Annotated in this window: 18 protein-coding genes; 5 read left to right on the plus strand and 13 right to left on the minus strand. The window is 45.8% G+C overall.

The window, feature by feature from the left end:
• The first annotated feature begins 279 nt into the window (after positions 1–279).
• The 3 genes from BW944_RS07590 to BW944_RS07600 are packed head-to-tail and all read left to right on the plus strand — an operon-like array spanning position 280 to position 4,193.
• A complete protein-coding gene (locus BW944_RS07590; RefSeq protein WP_076558359.1) occupies positions 280–1,233 on the plus strand; it encodes a glycosyltransferase family 2 protein in 954 nt (317 codons plus the stop codon).
• On the plus strand, positions 1,217–1,591 hold the full coding sequence (locus tag BW944_RS07595; RefSeq protein ID WP_076558360.1) for a GtrA family protein: 375 nt from the start codon (positions 1,217–1,219) through the stop codon (positions 1,589–1,591). Before BW944_RS07590 ends, BW944_RS07595 begins: the two co-directional genes overlap by 17 nt.
• A gap of 13 nt (positions 1,592–1,604) precedes the next feature.
• A complete protein-coding gene (locus BW944_RS07600; protein ID WP_076558362.1) occupies positions 1,605–4,193 on the plus strand; it encodes a YfhO family protein in 2,589 nt (862 codons plus the stop codon).
• A gap of 348 nt (positions 4,194–4,541) precedes the next feature.
• Here BW944_RS07600 and BW944_RS07605 read toward each other — a convergent pair whose 3' ends face one another.
• The 7 genes from BW944_RS07605 to BW944_RS15325 all read right to left on the minus strand — a co-directional run bounded on the left by BW944_RS07605 (position 4,542) and on the right by BW944_RS15325 (position 9,217).
• Complete coding sequence (locus tag BW944_RS07605; protein WP_076558363.1) at positions 4,542–6,641, minus strand: peptidoglycan D,D-transpeptidase FtsI family protein; 2,100 nt, start codon at positions 6,639–6,641, stop codon at positions 4,542–4,544.
• Positions 6,642–6,779: 138 nt separating this feature from the next.
• Complete coding sequence (locus BW944_RS15020) at positions 6,780–6,938, minus strand: hypothetical protein (RefSeq protein WP_159438201.1); 159 nt, start codon at positions 6,936–6,938, stop codon at positions 6,780–6,782.
• A gap of 151 nt (positions 6,939–7,089) precedes the next feature.
• Positions 7,090–7,272, minus strand: coding sequence for a hypothetical protein (locus BW944_RS07610; protein WP_076558365.1), 183 nt, complete (start codon positions 7,270–7,272; stop codon positions 7,090–7,092).
• 12 nt (positions 7,273–7,284) lie between these two features.
• Positions 7,285–7,689: a hypothetical protein gene (locus BW944_RS07615; RefSeq protein ID WP_143525689.1), complete on the minus strand. Its 405-nt coding sequence runs from the start codon at positions 7,687–7,689 to the stop codon at positions 7,285–7,287.
• A 24-nt stretch (positions 7,690–7,713) separates the two neighbouring features.
• Complete coding sequence (locus tag BW944_RS07620) at positions 7,714–7,896, minus strand: hypothetical protein (RefSeq protein WP_076558368.1); 183 nt, start codon at positions 7,894–7,896, stop codon at positions 7,714–7,716.
• 285 nt (positions 7,897–8,181) lie between these two features.
• On the minus strand, positions 8,182–9,033 hold the full coding sequence (locus BW944_RS07625) for a glycosyltransferase family 2 protein (RefSeq protein WP_327290983.1): 852 nt from the start codon (positions 9,031–9,033) through the stop codon (positions 8,182–8,184).
• Positions 8,930–9,217 carry a glycosyltransferase family 2 protein gene (locus BW944_RS15325; RefSeq protein ID WP_268794098.1) on the minus strand — a complete coding sequence of 96 codons (288 nt, stop codon included), beginning with the start codon at positions 9,215–9,217 and terminating at the stop codon, positions 8,930–8,932. Before BW944_RS15325 ends, BW944_RS07625 begins: the two co-directional genes overlap by 104 nt.
• Positions 9,218–9,439: 222 nt before the next feature.
• Between BW944_RS15325 and BW944_RS07630 the strand changes: the two genes are divergently transcribed.
• Positions 9,440–10,324: an alpha/beta hydrolase gene (locus tag BW944_RS07630; protein ID WP_076558369.1), complete on the plus strand. Its 885-nt coding sequence runs from the start codon at positions 9,440–9,442 to the stop codon at positions 10,322–10,324.
• Between the two features lie 67 nt (positions 10,325–10,391).
• On the plus strand, positions 10,392–10,622 hold the full coding sequence (locus BW944_RS07635; RefSeq protein ID WP_076558371.1) for a YkvS family protein: 231 nt from the start codon (positions 10,392–10,394) through the stop codon (positions 10,620–10,622).
• A 45-nt stretch (positions 10,623–10,667) separates the two neighbouring features.
• Here the strand turns inward: BW944_RS07635 and BW944_RS07640 are convergent, their stop codons facing one another.
• The 6 genes from BW944_RS07640 to BW944_RS07665 are packed head-to-tail and all read right to left on the minus strand — an operon-like array spanning position 10,668 to position 16,171.
• Positions 10,668–11,741, minus strand: coding sequence for an FAD-dependent oxidoreductase (locus tag BW944_RS07640; RefSeq protein WP_076558373.1), 1,074 nt, complete (start codon positions 11,739–11,741; stop codon positions 10,668–10,670).
• The gene (locus BW944_RS07645) at positions 11,738–13,135 is read right to left on the minus strand and encodes a dihydrolipoyl dehydrogenase family protein (RefSeq protein ID WP_084193671.1); all 1,398 of its coding nucleotides are present in this window, start codon (positions 13,133–13,135) and stop codon (positions 11,738–11,740) included. The genes BW944_RS07640 and BW944_RS07645 overlap by 4 nt, the downstream gene beginning before the upstream one ends.
• 46 nt (positions 13,136–13,181) lie before the next feature.
• On the minus strand, positions 13,182–13,763 hold the full coding sequence (locus BW944_RS07650; protein WP_076558377.1) for a CDP-alcohol phosphatidyltransferase family protein: 582 nt from the start codon (positions 13,761–13,763) through the stop codon (positions 13,182–13,184).
• 1 nt (position 13,764) lies between these two features.
• Entirely contained in the window at positions 13,765–14,424 is a 660-nt protein-coding gene (locus BW944_RS07655; protein WP_076558379.1) for a TVP38/TMEM64 family protein, read from the minus strand.
• Entirely contained in the window at positions 14,421–15,395 is a 975-nt protein-coding gene (locus BW944_RS07660; RefSeq protein WP_076558381.1) for an ABC transporter ATP-binding protein, read from the minus strand. Before BW944_RS07660 ends, BW944_RS07655 begins: the two co-directional genes overlap by 4 nt.
• A gap of 5 nt (positions 15,396–15,400) precedes the next feature.
• Positions 15,401–16,171, minus strand: a complete 771-nt coding sequence (locus BW944_RS07665; protein WP_076558383.1) for an ABC transporter permease — start codon at positions 16,169–16,171, stop codon at positions 15,401–15,403.
• Positions 16,172–16,173 lie beyond the last annotated feature (2 nt).

A 16,173-nucleotide genomic window follows, 5' to 3' on the forward strand; every position in this document is an offset into this window, starting at 1 on the left:
ATCGAACGTAGAGAGATTCCGGAAGTTTACGTCATGCCCGCGGCAATTTTTCACCCGAAGAGATGAAAATCAACAATGAATGATAACAAAGCTTAAGGAAAAAGGAGGCTGTAGTCCTCCTTTTTTTCAGGCTATTCAAAAGATTTTGCGTGTTAACGGCTAAAACGCATCAGTATGGAAATGAACTTCTCCGCTTGCAGTTCCGTTCCTACATCATAGTTTCGACCTCCCCATGCCAGGGTAGTAGGATATCAGTTAGAAATTGGACGGAGGTAAGCCATGGATAATTTTATGGTATCAGTCATCATCCCTGCGTATAACGAGGGTGAAAACATAGATATGATCCACGATGCTCTCGAAAAAGAATTCAAAGCCCTTTCTTGTGATTTTGAAGCGATATTCGTGGATGACGGAAGCAGAGATGATACTCTTGCAAGAATCAGAACCTTAGCTGAACACGCTCCAGAAGTGAAATACATTTCCTTCAGCCGTAATTTCGGGAAGGAACCTGCCCTGATCGCCGGACTCCAACATGCCTTCGGTGAAACGGTGATCATTATGGACGCCGACTTACAACACCCTCCTTCCCTCATCCCCCAATTGTTAGATGGGTACTTCGAAGGCTACCAACAGGTGGTCGCAAGACGGACTCGAGAGGGAGAATCCAAATCACGTTCCTTTCTGTCTTCCTCCTATTATAAGATGGTCAATAAGTTGGCTCAGGTGGACCTGGCAGACGGGGAAGGGGACTTCCGACTCCTTGGCAGACAGGCGATTGATGCTATTCTGGCAATGAGTGAAGGCAACAGGTTCTCTAAAGGTCTCTTTTCCTGGATCGGCTTCGAAAAAAAAGTCATCCATTATGAGAATGTCAAACGTGAAAAAGGCGACTCTCACTGGTCTATGAAACAACTGCTTGAATACGGAATCGAAGGTATTTTATCCTTTAACCAGCGACCACTCCGCATGGTGTTTTATGCGGGGTTTTTAATCATGGGACTTAGTCTTATTTATATCTCCCTGATGTTTATCATGATTCTTTTCCGCGGGGTAGCTGTACCCGGTTATTTCACAACGATTTCTTCTGTACTGATACTCGGAGGAGTCCAGCTTATCAGTCTCGGAGTCATCGGTGAGTATGTCGGAAGAATCTATATGGAAACGAAGCGCCGGCCTCATTACCTGGTTAAGGAAAGTAATACAGAAAGGAAGTCCTATGAAAAAATGGAATAATGAATTCACCCGGTTCGTTCTTGTGGGCGGACTGAACACGACAAACTATTATCTATTCTACGTACTCTTTTACAATCTGTTGGACTGGTTCTATCTCCTGTCTCATATTTCAGCCTTCTTCATCAGTATGGTCATTTCTTTTTTCCTGAACGTGTATTTTACGTATAGAGTGAAGCCCACGATACCGAAATTTCTCATGTTCCCCTTCACACAGGTCGTCAATATGTCGGTGTCCTCGCTGCTCGTTTTCATTTTCGTCGATCTGTTCGGGTGGAATGGAAATGTTGCACCCTTAGTAGCGGTCTTCTTCACCGTTCCGATAACTTTCATCGTGACCGGAAAAATATTAAAAAGGTAGGGCGTGAACGCTTATGACAAAGAAACAAATCATGCTACTGCTTAGTTTCAGTCTGCTCACCGCCATACTGGCCCATGCATTCTTTTTATATCAATGGAACGAAGGGCAATATTTGGTCGGCCCCGATGATGGTCTATCTCAGATGATCCCTTTCAAAGAAATGCTTTATGATCAGTTCACAGATGGAGAGTTCTTCTACTCCTATGAATTCGGTCTCGGTGGAGGTACATACAGTCAACTAGCTTACTATTTCAGCCTCAATATCTTTTTCTTTTTCACTGTAGCGGTCGTGTTTATGTTGGAGACCTTTGCTGTAATCGGAGAACCGGATGTTTTGTTCTGGGCTCAAAGTACTGTCTTTTTCAGCATAACAAGAATGTTTTTGGTGCTTATCATCACGACGCTCGTCTTCCGCTATCTGACCGGCAGGCTCGTTCCTTCATTCACGGGAGCTGTTTTTTATGCTACTGCAGCGAAGTATTTTCATCACGTTACATACTGGGAGTTTTTCGGTGATGCTTTCCTGTGGCTTCCGCTCCTTGTGCTCGGCGTCGAAAAAATAATCCGGGAAAACAAACCCGGCTGGCTGATTGTCGCAACGGCCCTCAGCTTTTTCGACAACTTCTACTTCGCATATATCAACGGGTTCTTCACGGGTATGTATATTCTCCTCCGCTGGTTCATCCCTATCTCAACCATGGAGACGACTAAAATGAAACAGATGAAAGTCTACGTACCGGCCGTTGGGCTCGGTTTCGGTATTGGTACTATAGGTTTCATTCCTGCGGTATGGGGATTCCTTCAGAACGTGCGTCCCCCCTACAACCAGGAGATCGCTCTTGTCGAAGGTACGACGAACATACTTTATGACAGTATTTACTTGATTGTCCCGGCTCTTTTTCTATTAATGCTTCTCCTTCGGCCTCTTTATCAAAATAGAGGTTTCCGATTTTTTGCTATTATCAGTCTCATCCTGATCGGTCTCCATTTCATTCCTTATGCAGCCAGTTTCTTTAATGGATTCTCAGCCCCTCAGCATCGCTATGAGTACCTTGCTTCCTTTACCATCGGAGGTGCCATAGCAACAGGCCTGCCTTTGCTGAAATCCTTGAAACTAAGAGATGTGAGACGAGCGGGAATCGGTATGGGTATCTTATATATCTTATTTTTGCTCGGTGATACCAGCCTTCAGATAATGAGCCCATGGTCGATATTGGTTCTTATTGGGACAGCTGTAACTTATCTGTTTCTAGGTTCTAGTCCCCTGAATGCTAGAAGAGGGATTCTACCGCTCGTCATTGTAGCGATAACTGTGCAACTTGTAATCATGAACACATATCAGTGGGATAAGCTGTTCCGGGGCGGAGAAGTTCATGAGAGTTCAAAGGAATACATCCTAAGCAGTGATTACATCGGTACAGAACAACAGCAACTGATCCAGAAAGCAACCGCCTCCTCTCCCTTAGCCAGAGTAAGCTGGATGGCCGATGGGAGGTACAACACACCAATTATCCAGGGTTTCCAGGGTACGAGTGCTTACTCGAGTATTTTGAACGGGAACCTGTTGAATTATTATTATCACGACCTCGAAATTGATATGAAAAGGGAAAGTGTAAGTCGTTATTCCGGATTCGGTGACAGGGCGAACCTGCACAGTTTATGGCTTGGAAATTACGTAATGTATGAAAAAGGGGAAGAAGACAACGCCCCTTATGGATTTGAAAGAATGATGGATAGCGAAAACTTCGTCATTTATGAAAATACGAATCCCCTTCCCTATGTGCAAATATCCGATAAGATTTACAGTGAAGAGTCGCTTGAAAACTCCCATCCGATTTCCCGTGAAGATGCTATGTTGAAAGGTCTTATCGTCAAAGGAGCGACTACTACCTCAAGTGACCTGCCTTCTCATAGGAATCTTGCAGACGAAGTATCTGTAGAAAGTATCGGAGGAAGTTACGCTGAGGGTCAACTGGACATAACAGCAGACGAAGGTGGGATCGACCTCATACTTCCTGAAGAGACCATGGCTTCAGACGCTGAAGATATCTATGTATCATTCTATCTACTCCATAATGATAAGGAAGCTCCTCTGTTTTCTCTCGAGGTCAATGATTTTTATACAACCCGCAAATCAAGAGACTCTATTTATAAAACAGGGGTGAATGATATCACCATCCGCGTTCCGAAAGAAAAAGTGATTTCTATACGAATGAGAGAAGGGAGTTACACCCTTGAGGAGATCGGTGTGTTTGCGGAGGACTACCAGACGCTGGAAGAAGCTTCGCAAAACGCCGGAAATAGAGGGGACGTCACGAGAAACGGGAACCGGATCACCATAGATTCTCTGGAGGTACAATCAGACGGGTACCTCGCCATTCCTGTTCCATTTGAAAAGGGATGGTCTGTGAAGGTGGATGGAGAACAGAGAGAAACAGCTGAAGTCAATTACAGTATGCTAGGGACTTCTATAGAGTCTGGGGATAAAAAGGTGGAATTCACCTATCATCCACCTTATTTCAGATCTACTCTTCTCGTAACATCCTTCTCTATCCTACTGTCCATAGTCTGGATAGTCAGAAGAGGTCGGAAATCCCCCTGACTTCAAGAAAACTACCGTAAAAATAAACATTCCGGGAGCTCCTTTCATGTAGCACGGGACGAATAAATGAGCAGGCACGTCTCTGTGGATTTTTGTATAGAACTTATCAAAAAGAGCATGAGACAAAATCTGCTTTTACGTTTAAAAATCCGAACAACATTGTTCGGATTTTTATATACCTTCGTTTATGGAATGATTCATAAGAAAAACACGTCGCTCTCCATAGGCACGGCTTCAGCTGAAGCTCGTACTCTTACCCTAGGAGTCTCCGTGTTTTTCTTAGATATTCGTTTTTAGCATTTCTATCATACATTCTGCCCCAGGCTCTTTCATGTGCAGTCATTTATTCTATGATTCTTCGTTTTCGTTCTGAGAAGCTTCTTCAGCATTCTCCGCCCGTTCTTCTTTCAACTGGAAGTAAGCCTCTACTACACGAGCACCGATCTGATAGTTAGGGGTCTCACTGGCACCTGCATCAAGGGCAGGCACGATGACGGAAAATGCAATTTCAGGATCTTCCGACGGTGCATAGCCGACGAAGTTCTTGTTCGTCAATGGTACCCGGTACGTCCCGTTACCGGAGGCGCGTGGCAAATACTGATCCGCTTCGGCTGTACCAGACTTCCCGGCAATATCGTATTCTCCAAAGCGACTATTATTGAACACATCGGAGGACGTCCCTTGAGGGGTCTGCGTAACCATTTCGAACCCGCGCTGCACTCTTTCGATATACGCCTGGTCCATTTGAAGACTATTCTGCGTATTCGGCGCAAAATCCCTGTAAACGTCCCCTAATCTCTCTTCTGAATTGGATGGTTCGTGAATAGAAGTGACGAATCTCGGCTGTATGCGGTTACCGCCATTTGCAATCGTCGACACATACTGATTCAGCTGCATTGCAGTATAACTGCTGTACTGACCGATTGCCGTCCGCATCACGTCTGAACCGGTCGGATTGCTTCCTTCGAACCCGGTAGCTTCAAAGGGAAAATCGATGCCGGTAGGAACCCCGAGACCGAACTGATGGAAATTGTATCGCATCAGATAATTCGCCTGTTCTTCATCCATTCGTAGCGGCTGGTTCGGTTGGTAGTAATAGTCACCGAGGCGCATGGCAATGTTGTACATATATACGTTAGACGACAGCTGAATTGCTTGGAGGTCGTTCACAGAACCGAGGTTCGCATAGGATCCCATATCTTCAGAAGCTGGGAATTGTAGCGGACGGTCGTAAAAAGTTGTACCCGGAGCGATTACATCTTCATGAAGTCCTGTAAGCACCGTGGCCCCTTTTACTACAGAACCAGGAAGATAAGCGTTGTAAACGGCCTGGTGGGACGTATCACTGAATCTTTCCTCACTATTCGAAGCACTTCTGTTATACGTTTGTCCCGAAACTGCCAGCACTTCTCCCGTATCCGGTTTGGAGACGACTACGACCGCATTCTCCATATGAGGGTTGTTAGGTACAGCTTTCGCCAGTTCTTCCTGGACGATGTTGTCCACCCGTTTCTGATATTCCATATCGATGGAAAGTACAAGGTCCTTCCCGCTCTTACCTTCTCTTATAACTTTGGAATCTATCACGTTATTGTTCCTATCGGTCGTATGCTGAACCTTCTCTTTCACTCCACGTAGCACACTTTCATACTCTTCTTCGAGACCGCTCCTTCCGACACGGTCATTCCGACTGTAATCAAGTGCCAGGTATTCCTGCAATTTCTCTCTCGGAACTCCCTGTTCCCTCGTTGAAATGTTGCCCAAATAGTTCTGGAACACTGTCCCATGCGGGTATTTGCGCTCCCAGTTCGTCGTCACGTTGATACCCGGGAGAGAAGGGAGATGCTCAGCAATTCTCGAGTATTCTTCTTCCGAAATGTTCTCATCTTTGACTACGTGAGGAGCAAGCGCATAAGCCTGGTTCAGTTCTTTATTGATGGCAATCACCTGAAGGGTTTCCTCATCATAGTCGGCGACCTCCTCCTCTGTGATCGCATCGAGTTGAGCCTGATACACTTCACCTGAATCAAGATCCGCCATCGCTTCTTCATCTACCCGTTCTTCAATGACATCCGGGTTTTTAAGGAAAAAATATTCTTTTCTATCTCTGAGTCGCAGACTCTCCGTATCAAGTGACATGTACTGACTCAGCTTCTCAGCGAGCGCAAGTTTATCATCTGCCTGTACACCTTTGGGAGGAGTGTAGGTGATAGAGTACATGGATGCATTATCGACGATGACATTCCCGTTTCTATCGTACATTTCTCCGCGCGGCACAGGGATATTCGTCGTCACGTTCTCTGTGCGATCAATCTGATCCTGCGCCGATTCCCCGCTCAATATCTGAACGACCCCAAGTTGGAGGATAAGTACTGCGAATAGCAGGAACACGATCAAAAAAATGATATTTAAACGGAATGATAGATGTGACTTCCCTTTTTTGCTCAAAGTATATTGCTCCTAACCTCATTGTTCTGTATCGTTCCAGCCTTTATAAAAAAGTTTTTGGTAACGTTCATCTTTCCATTTTATCATGAGATCAGGCAGATTTCTTCTATTTCGAACAATTTCAAAGTCTTTCCCCCCTCAACTTTCGAAAGAGGGAGCGCTGTTTTCTGTATCGACAATTTGTTCACTTCGGATCATCTCCGGTTCTTCCTGTGAAGAAATCATCGTTCCATATAAAACAAACAGACTTATGTTAAGGATCACTAAAAATATAATCGTCCACGCCACTCTTCGCATTCTTCATCTTCCCCTTCTCCATTGACCTTTCCTACACTCTACCAATTTTTCACACATAACTGAATACTTTTGGATTGTGAAAAAATGAAGGGAAATTGGCAAATGAACTCTACTATTCCTGGAAAGTTGTACAACTTTTCAACAGAAGGGACTAAGGCTTCTTGAAATAAAGGAAAAGAATAATCACATAAACGATCAGCATTGCTGTCACCAGGCCCATCGCTTCTACGATATCCGAATTTTTATAGTCGTGGGACTGATTAATGAGAAAATAAAAAGGCCATGATAAATAAGCGATAACACCCGTCCATATATAAAACTTGATTCCTTTCATCCACTTGCCTCCTCAATGCTGTCTGTATTCCTCTCCATATTCAGCGGTTATGTTGTGATGCAATGAAAATCTCTCCAAATATGCCATAATCTCATAGTTCGATTCGGTTACCTGCATATTTTTCCCTTCACAAGTATGAATCACCGCTTTACCATTCGATCCACCCAAGTGGAAAAACACGATTTTTTCTATATCTTCCGGTTTCAAAACACGACGATGGATGCTCTTTCGGAATAACAGAACATGCTGGACAACCTGATCTTCCTCTACAGTAATCCCCGTCGACATAGCATAGATTACGAAAAGAAGTAAAGCCGCGAATACATACCCGACTCCGTCTCTTATAGAAAGAATGATGAAAAGGATGATAAACGCAGGCAGCAATACAGAGGAAAACATAGTTATTCCATACCTCACCCCGTCCACCTCTTTCTTCTCTATTTACAATGCTTCCACAGCGTGGCGAAGAGCATGCATCAGGATTTTTCCAAGATAATAAAGAATACGAACAGGAAGCAGAAGAACTTCCGGAATGCACATGACGATATCCAAAAGAATGTCTTTCCACTTATCCCCTTCGCTTTGTTTCCTGTAGTTCCTTTTTCTTCTACCTGTGCCACCCATATTAGTTCCTCCTCCATTTATCTACCTTTACGAATCATCGATAGAAGAAGCATTTCACTTAACAGGAAGGCTCTGTTAAAGCCTGTTGTTGATTTCAAAACGAAGGGTGGAGACGCCTGCGGGAGTAGCATGAACGGAAAATCACCGGAATCGAACGGAGTGAGGTTCCGGAAGTTTACGTCATGCCCGCGGCAAGCTTCCACCCGTAGAGATAAAAATCAACTAGGAACGATAACAGAGCCAACAGGAAAAGCTACGCGGGTATTTTCAGTCCTCGCTCTCCATTCAACTTATGACACGTCCTTTCCAAGTACTTTGACGAAAAAGGAAAGTCCGCACTGCAGAATAGCCGAACAGAGTAATGAAAAACAGAAAATGAACCGGGAAAATCATAGCATCCCTTTTACTGAAATTCCCAATATCCTTCCAGAAACGATATAACCAGGCAGAAAGGACCCCGTACCCGAAGAGAGAAACAAGACCGAGTCTTTTCATACGGGTAACAAAAGAAAGAACAGAAGATATCCAGACCACATTTATGACTGTAGTCCACGGAGAAGCCGACACAGCGCCCGAAGCGAAACTCTTCGACCAACCTGCAGCCACCTCTTTAATATCCGCCTGGTACATACGCATAGATAGGACGCCTTTTCCGCTGAAGGCTTCCACTGGATATCCGGAGGCTTTTGCTTTTCTCAAAAACTCGAAATGTTCCGTCACTTCTCCTTTGATCACTTCATGCCCTCCCATACTGTCATACATGGAACGGGGGAGAGCAACACAAGGGCCGAATCCCCCCTGGATACCGAATCTTTTTCGTCCGATTGATGTAATCCCGGAGGAGGCGTACACGACTGAATGGAATAGGTCAGAAAACTTCTCAGCGAACGATTCCATTACGTGATAAGGATGTACGGTGAGAAAAACTTGGTTGTCTTCCACATAACGAACGATACGCTCCATTCCTTTCTCTTCAACCCACGTGTCCGCATCCAGAAACATCAAAGTATCTCCGGTAGCTGATTTTGCACCATTATGACAAGCCCAGGATTTTCCCATCCGGCAATTCAGGAGCCTGAATAACAGTAGCACCGAACTCATCCGATACCGTAGCCGTTTCATCATTCGAGTTGTCATCGACAACAATCACTTCCTGATCTGAAGGGAGGGTCGACAGAAGTTTCTTCAAATTTTCTTCTTCGTTTCTAGCAGGAACAATCGTAGTGAAGCTTTTCGAGGCTTTCGGTTCCGTATCAGGAAATGAAACACGATGACGAAAAAGACCTACTGTGGACGCAATCGCTGCAATCATCCAGAACATAAGAATCCTCCAGTTGTTTTCTACAGACTCTGGTACTGATGAGTGTCGAATCCGGAAGTGCAACCCCCTTGAAGCGTCGAAGAAAATCCACTACTAGTAACAGAGCCTTTATATAACTTAGTGTATTTTTATCTTTCTTCCCCGAAATCCTTTTATATATGCTTACAATTGAAGAAAACAGGGTAAGAATAGAAGGATACTATAACGAAAGGCGGGATGAAGATGTTGAAGAAGACTGTCGCCAGTACACTGCGACTTTTTCCTAACAAAGAAGAGAAAGAAACGATGGTACCCTATGAAGAAGTCGGGGATAAAAAAGATTTCCTTATCGATACCCAGATAGCGACCTCTGAGATTTCCATCTACTATCCGGCCGCACACGATTACGATCCACTTCCTGTCTACATAAACCTGCACGGGGGTGCGTTCATCATGAACAACAAGGAGATGGATGATGCTTACTGTCGTCATATAGCGAATCATGCTCACTGTGCCGTCGTAAACGTCGATTACCCGAAGGCTCCGGAATATCCGTTCCCGCTTCCGCTTCATCAGCTTTATGAAATATGGCACTGGCTGAAGAGATACGCTCCAGAGCTGTTCCTTCATCCGGATCGTTTTGCGGTAGGTGGCCAGAGTTCGGGAGGGAATCTTGCAGCAGCCCTTTGTCTTTACTTGAAAGAAAAACAGGAACCACAGCCGCTTTTACAGGTCCTTGCCTATCCGATGCTTGATTTCGTTACCTCTCATGCAGATAAACCGGAACCTGATAAGTACCGGGCCAAATTCCCGCAGGCTGCCCATTTTCTCAATGAATCCTATATACCTGACCGCGGTGATATGGGGAATCCCCATGCGTCTCCAGTATTCGCAGAAGACGTGAGTGGACTACCACCTGCCCTTTTTCTCATTCCGGAACATGACGCGTTCAACCCTGAAGGTAAGCGATATGCCGGTAAGTTGAAGCATGACGGAGTCTCCGTGGATCTCCATGAATTTGATGGATGTCAGCACGCATTCACTCACCTTGGACCTGAAGAAAAGGCGGAAGAGGCGTGGAACCTTATCGAAACTGGACTCTCTCGCAGTTTTTACAGCACTCTATAATGTTTATTCCTCCTTTCTACGTGGTATTTAACTAATAAATAACATGTAGGAAGGCAGGGGGAGAACCGTGCAGGAACAAGATATACCCGTAGCAGAAGAGAATAAAGCAACCCCAGGAGATATAGTCACTTTTACTCGTGGAAAGGAAACCTGGAAAGGGAAAGTCATCCCTTCCGGCTGCACAAATTCCGTTGTTGTCGACCTCAGTATCATGGAAAAATTGCCGTACCGGGACGTCGACTCCCATCTCACGTGCATCAACCATAAAAAATATACGATCGTCAGTCGCGAAGACTGACACCTGAACTTATAACCCTTTCCGTGATTTCACGGAAAGGGTTTTCTACTTTTGATATTTTTCCATAAACTTAGAATCGATAAAGTGTTTCAATCTGAAACAAAGGTGATGATGTAAGATGAGCTTTCCGTAAGAAAGCAGTCCCTCCCGGTCTCCGGTCGATAATATTGCCATGTATGTTTTCGGAGGTCGAAAAGAAACCGGGTCTTCCTGCATCACTTCCCTCTTAAGATTCTCCCAGAGGACGGGGGCCTGACGCACTGCAAACACGCCATTCTTAGGTATGCTCGAATTGTACAGACTGACACAATCCCCGGCCCCATAAACGAACGGGTATTCATCATTTCGAAGCTGGTCATTCACTAACAGAAAGCCTTTGCTATCCACGTTCAGACCGGAACGTTCAAACAATGGAGGTGCTTCTGCACCTGAAAGCCAGAGCACTCCTGAATGGGAGACGTTTCTACCCTTGTCTGTCAGAAGACCATCCTCCCCGATCTGCTCGACACGCTCTCCGGTTATAAAGGAGAGACCTTTGTATGCAGCTATGGTCTTCGCTTTTTTCGAGGCCTTCTCCCCGAATTCTTCCAAAAGATCTCCGGAGTCGATGAGAGTGACCCGCTGGTACACCTGGTTTTTCTTTCTCCAGGCCAGCATGGAAAGGGCCAACTCCACACCAGCTGCACCTCCTCCGACCACGACCGGTTCTTCGGATCGCTTCAACCTACTGATGTTTTCAGGAAACACGTGATTCGGTTTCACAGAATACATTTCTTCCCCGCTCCCCGGAACCTTCCGTACCAGAGAACCTATATCAAAAGATATCAGATCGAATGGTATCCGTTCCTCTTTCATTACCGCTTCCTTATTCAAAGGATCAATGGATTGGACTTCTCCTTTGCGGAAAGACGCTCCTCCGGAAGCAGCGAGCTCAGAAAGGTCGATACGTATATCCTCTTCGTTATAAATCCCTTCCGTATAGCCTGAAAACATCCCGGAATAATACTGATGAACGGATGGGGAGATCATCGTCACTTCCATATCAAGTTTCTCTTTCTGGAGAGCTTTCAGGATAAAAACATGAGCATGCCCTCCACCGATAAGCAGCAATTTTTTCATAGGCGCCACCGCAGGAACTTCTTCGTGAGCGCAGGAACGATACCTGCAAACAATTTCAGACGCCAATACTGCCCGGCTGTATCCTCCAGAGCAGCTGCATGGTTAGGATAAGGATAGACCATTTCGGAAAGCTCCTTTATATGACCTTTATTGTTCATAAGTGCTACAACCGGTTGCATCCAGTCCCCTGCACCTTTTCCGATGGCATGAGCCCCCAGGACAAATCCTTTTCGATCAGTGATGATCCTCACGACACCCTCCGTAGCGTGATCAGCTATGAAACGATCCACCTGCTGAAGCCGCGTTTCATATACATACGCTTCCTCTGCTTCTTCCTGTGTTTTTCCGATATGAAATATTTCCGGGGTAATATAAGTGTTCCAGGGGATCGCTTCGTAGGACATTCTTCTCTTCAGAGAAAAAAGGGCATTCTGCACGACGAGCTTCCCATGAACGCCCGCCACATGAGTGAACGGCATATGACCGGTGACATCACCTACAGCGAATACATCAGGATTGGAAGTCCGAAGCGTCTCATCGACTCTGATGAACCCCTCCTCATTTTTCGTGACATCGCCCGCAGAAAGGTTAAGCCCTTCTGTATTCGGTTTACGACCTGTAGCAAGAAATATCCGGTCCGTCTGAAGCGTTTCTTCTTCCCCTGCAGTGGTGTAGTGGACCATGGATCCTTCATTGCTTATCTTCTGCACGCGAGCATCAGTGATGATCGTCATTTCCCGGGAAAGGATCTCCATCGCTTTTTGCCGGATGACGGGGTCTTCTTTCTTCAGGATAGACTTACCACTTTCAAAAACAGTGACCTTCGTTCCGAGCCGCGCAAAGGCCTGAGCGATTTCAAGACCCACCGGCCCCGCGCCGATAAATGCCATCGTTTCCGGTAAGTCCGTTTGTTGGAATACCGTCTCATTCGTCCAGTACTCCGCTTCTTCCAACCCCTCGATTTCAGGATGCTTCACTGAGGAACCTGTTGCGAGTACGATTTTCTTTCCGCTCAGTACTGTACCTTCCACGTTCAACTCCCGTTTTCCTGTAAAGGTCGGCGACCCCTGATAAATATCGACACCAAGAGCTTCAAATCGTTCTCTGCTGTCTTCTTTTTGAATCGTTGCTACAGACTGATTCACCCGCTCCATGATCTTCGAAAGATCGACCTCGCCACGGGCTTCGATCCCTGCGTACGAGGTATGACGCGCTGCATAAATTTCATTCGCCGCTTCGATAAATGCTTTGGAAGGAATACACCCGAAATGCAGACAATCTCCACCAAGAGCCTCTTTCTTCTCGATAAGTGCCGTTCTCGCCCCTAGAGAGGCTGCTCCTGCCGCCACCGTCAATCCTCCGGCCCCTCCGCCGATTACAATGATATCGTACATCTTCATCCCTTCTTTCTATATAAGAAGTAGTCCTGTGTTACTATATCTAGGTCAACATTCTTTTCGCTTCAAACAATCGCTGCAGACCTGTGAACGTCTCCACTATAAAAAACACAAGCGTCAGATACAAAAGCCACTGGGGAAGAAGAATCATCAGACTGAAAAGCAGAAAACCTTCCGTTCTTTCAGCAACCCCAGCCTGGTAGTAAAAAGATTTCATACCCGCTTTTTCCGAAACAGTTCCAACAACGAGAAATACAGTGATGGAAAAAATGATCGACACACTTAGCAAAAGCAACGGCCCCAATACTTCGGGATGTACGTACGCCACAGCAAGAATGATCCCTATTTCGACAAGGCGATCGAAAGTGACGTCCATAACCGTTCCAAATAGAGAGGTTTCGGAATGTCGCGCCATCGTACCATCGACAGCATCGAGAAACCCCGACAGCCACAAAAATAATACAGCGAGCCAAGGTAAACCTGCTATATATGATACGGAAGCGCCTATTCCGATAAGAAAGGCGAAAACCGTCACTTGATTCGCTGATCTCCCCTTTCGAAGAAGCCAGTGTGCTGTCTGTTCAATCGACGGTTCCACATATTTCCTTGCATGAGTATCCAGCATTTCAATCCTTCCCTTTCTTCTCCGGAAATCCTAGCCAATTACGGATATTGTTTTTATGAAAATAAACGATACTGATGAAAACCCCCGCTCCGACAATTGCTGCTGCCACCATCCATAAATTCCCACTGACAATCCCTGCGCCTACGGTGACATAAGCGATCGTTCCCGGCAGGATCCCTACCATCGTCGCAGTTACATAGGAACGGAAACGGATGTGGAGCCATCCGGAAAGATAATTGAGCATTCCGAACCCGATCAGAGGAATCAAACGAAGAATAAGGACGAATAAAAAACCGTGAGTGCTCACTCTTTCCTGGAAACGGGCTGTCGTTTCTATCTCCCTTAAACTGGCCACTTTCGTTCCAAGAAATTTTCCGATTACATAACCGGCAGAAGCAGCTACTGTCGCCCCTATCCAGATGAACAATACCCCCGGCCATATTCCATAAGTGATACCTGCTGTCAGAGAAAGCAGAGAAGCCGGAAAAAAGAAGAACGGAGTCAATGCGTATAAAATAATGAAAAGAAAAGGGGCTTTCCAACCGAATGATGTAATGAAAATTCTGATTTCCTCAGGATCTATCTGCCATCGAGCATTGATCCAAAAGACAAGAACGAGAAACACGATGATAGTGACAACAACACGCAGTCGTCGATTCATCCTCTTTCCCCCGTCCGGTGAAAATCACGGATATATGATGGATCAGCCGTAACGAAGACCTTTTCACCTTCCTGATAATCTTCGGGAGTGTAAATCACGATCCGTTCGCTGGTAGTAAGAAGGACCTCCGTAAACGCGAGCCCCTGTATAAAACGGATGCCTGCTATGTCACCCTTCCACTGAACTTTTGCGTGATCTTCATTTCTCTTCAGGTAAAGATGACGTCTCGGAATGTAGCTGTTTTCATCCACGACCCACGCATCCCCGAAAAAACGTGCGATGGCAAGTGTGGACGGGTTTTCGTACACTTCTTCCGGACTTCCTATCTGTTCGAAAGTTCCTTCCCGGAAAACACCGATAACATCCCCCATCTGTATCGCTTCATCCTGGTCATGGGTAACGAACACTGCTGTTATGTTCTGTTCTTTGAGCAGTAGCCTCACCCAGCGTCTCATCTCTACCCTCAATTCCCTATCAAGGCTCGAGAACGGTTCATCCAGAAGCAGAAGCTTCGGGGTCAGAATCAGGCTTCTCGCAAGTGCCACCCGCTGCTTCTGACCTCCGGAGAGTTCTCGTGGGTAGCGATCTCCAAAGTCCGAAAGTCCTACCGTCTGGAGGAATTCACTGACACGCCTATTCTTCTCTTTTTTGTTCAGTTTCAAAAATTTCAGGCCATACCCTACGTTCTCTCTGATGGTCATGTGCGGAAAAAGTAGCGGCTCCTGAAAAACAAGACTGACCTGCCGTACATTGGCTTTGACACGGGTGAGATTTTCATCATTTATAAATAACTCTCCGGAAGAAAGCGTCTCAAGCCCGGCCAGACAACGGAGAAGTGTAGTCTTCCCCCCACCCGAAGGTCCGAGGACACTGAATATCTGACCTTCTTCGAGACGAAAAGAAACATTACGAAAAATTTCATTCGCACCGAATCTCTTCGACGCTTTATCAACCCTTACGAAGGGAGTCATACTATTCACCTCCTGACCTTTCTCTGATATGGGAACAGTCGCAGCAATCCTTCTGCTCCTATGTAGAACAATAACGGAAGCAGGGCAAACCAGAGAGAAAAAGCAGCTACAAGTGAGGTGTTGGCCGATGAAAGAAAAGGAAAATACACCATAGCAAGCGTCACCACGGACCCTCCACCAATGATTGCCGTAATGACATACTGACTGAGACTGATAACGAACGTCAGAAAAATCACGCTCTGAATGGAAGAACGGAGCAAAGGCAATTCAATATCGAGAAAAGTTCGCCAAACAGACGCCCCGAGCACTTCCCCCTGTTCCTGCATTCTTTTTCCAAGACTCACATACCCGTTGCGAAAAATCCTGATACTGTAGGGGATCGTCGGCACCAGGTGGATAAAGACTACTCCAGCCGCTGTATCAGCCAACCCTATACGGATCATGGCAATATGGAGTCCGAAGGTGATAGCCAGCAGCGGAAGGAGCAGAGGCATGACAAACAGAGTATCCACGACCGTTTTCCCGAAAAAGTCATAAAGAGCCAGTGCTTTCCCGGCACTCAAACCTATCGCTAAATTACATACTACAACAAAGAAACCGATGACAATGGAAACCCCTGTCGCTTCAAGCAGACGTCTCCTCCCGAACAGCTCTTCCCATCCGAGTGCAGAAACATCAGTCAGGCTCCCGGGAGATGTGAAACTTTGAAGAACCAATAGGCTGATCGGAAAGAATACGAACAGTGCAAATATCGTCCAAAACACATATATTTTCATGA

It is taken from the genome of Salimicrobium flavidum, from assembly GCF_900156645.1.
GTDB classification, from domain to species: Bacteria; Bacillota; Bacilli; order Bacillales; family Halobacillaceae; genus Salimicrobium; species Salimicrobium flavidum.

Coding starts and splice junctions, on each gene's coding strand:
- BW944_RS15020 (WP_159438201.1), bottom strand. CDS start 6,938: ATGCGAAGAGTGGCGTGGACGATTATATTTTTAGTGATCCTTAACATA.
- BW944_RS07595 (WP_076558360.1), top strand. CDS start 1,217: ATGAAAAAATGGAATAATGAATTCACCCGGTTCGTTCTTGTGGGCGGA.
- BW944_RS07620 (WP_076558368.1), bottom strand. CDS start 7,896: ATGGGTGGCACAGGTAGAAGAAAAAGGAACTACAGGAAACAAAGCGAA.
- BW944_RS07610 (WP_076558365.1), bottom strand. CDS start 7,272: ATGAAAGGAATCAAGTTTTATATATGGACGGGTGTTATCGCTTATTTA.
- BW944_RS07640 (WP_076558373.1), bottom strand. CDS start 11,741: ATGAAAAAATTGCTGCTTATCGGTGGAGGGCATGCTCATGTTTTTATC.
- BW944_RS07660 (WP_076558381.1), bottom strand. CDS start 15,395: ATGACTCCCTTCGTAAGGGTTGATAAAGCGTCGAAGAGATTCGGTGCG.
- BW944_RS07650 (WP_076558377.1), bottom strand. CDS start 13,763: ATGCTGGATACTCATGCAAGGAAATATGTGGAACCGTCGATTGAACAG.
- BW944_RS07630 (WP_076558369.1), top strand. CDS start 9,440: ATGTTGAAGAAGACTGTCGCCAGTACACTGCGACTTTTTCCTAACAAA.
- BW944_RS07600 (WP_076558362.1), top strand. CDS start 1,605: ATGACAAAGAAACAAATCATGCTACTGCTTAGTTTCAGTCTGCTCACC.
- BW944_RS07590 (WP_076558359.1), top strand. CDS start 280: ATGGATAATTTTATGGTATCAGTCATCATCCCTGCGTATAACGAGGGT.
- BW944_RS07665 (WP_076558383.1), bottom strand. CDS start 16,171: ATGAAAATATATGTGTTTTGGACGATATTTGCACTGTTCGTATTCTTT.
- BW944_RS07645 (WP_084193671.1), bottom strand. CDS start 13,135: ATGTACGATATCATTGTAATCGGCGGAGGGGCCGGAGGATTGACGGTG.
- BW944_RS15325 (WP_268794098.1), bottom strand. CDS start 9,217: ATGTTCTGGATGATTGCAGCGATTGCGTCCACAGTAGGTCTTTTTCGT.
- BW944_RS07655 (WP_076558379.1), bottom strand. CDS start 14,424: ATGAATCGACGACTGCGTGTTGTTGTCACTATCATCGTGTTTCTCGTT.
- BW944_RS07625 (WP_327290983.1), bottom strand. CDS start 9,033: ATGACAACTCGAATGATGAAACGGCTACGGTATCGGATGAGTTCGGTG.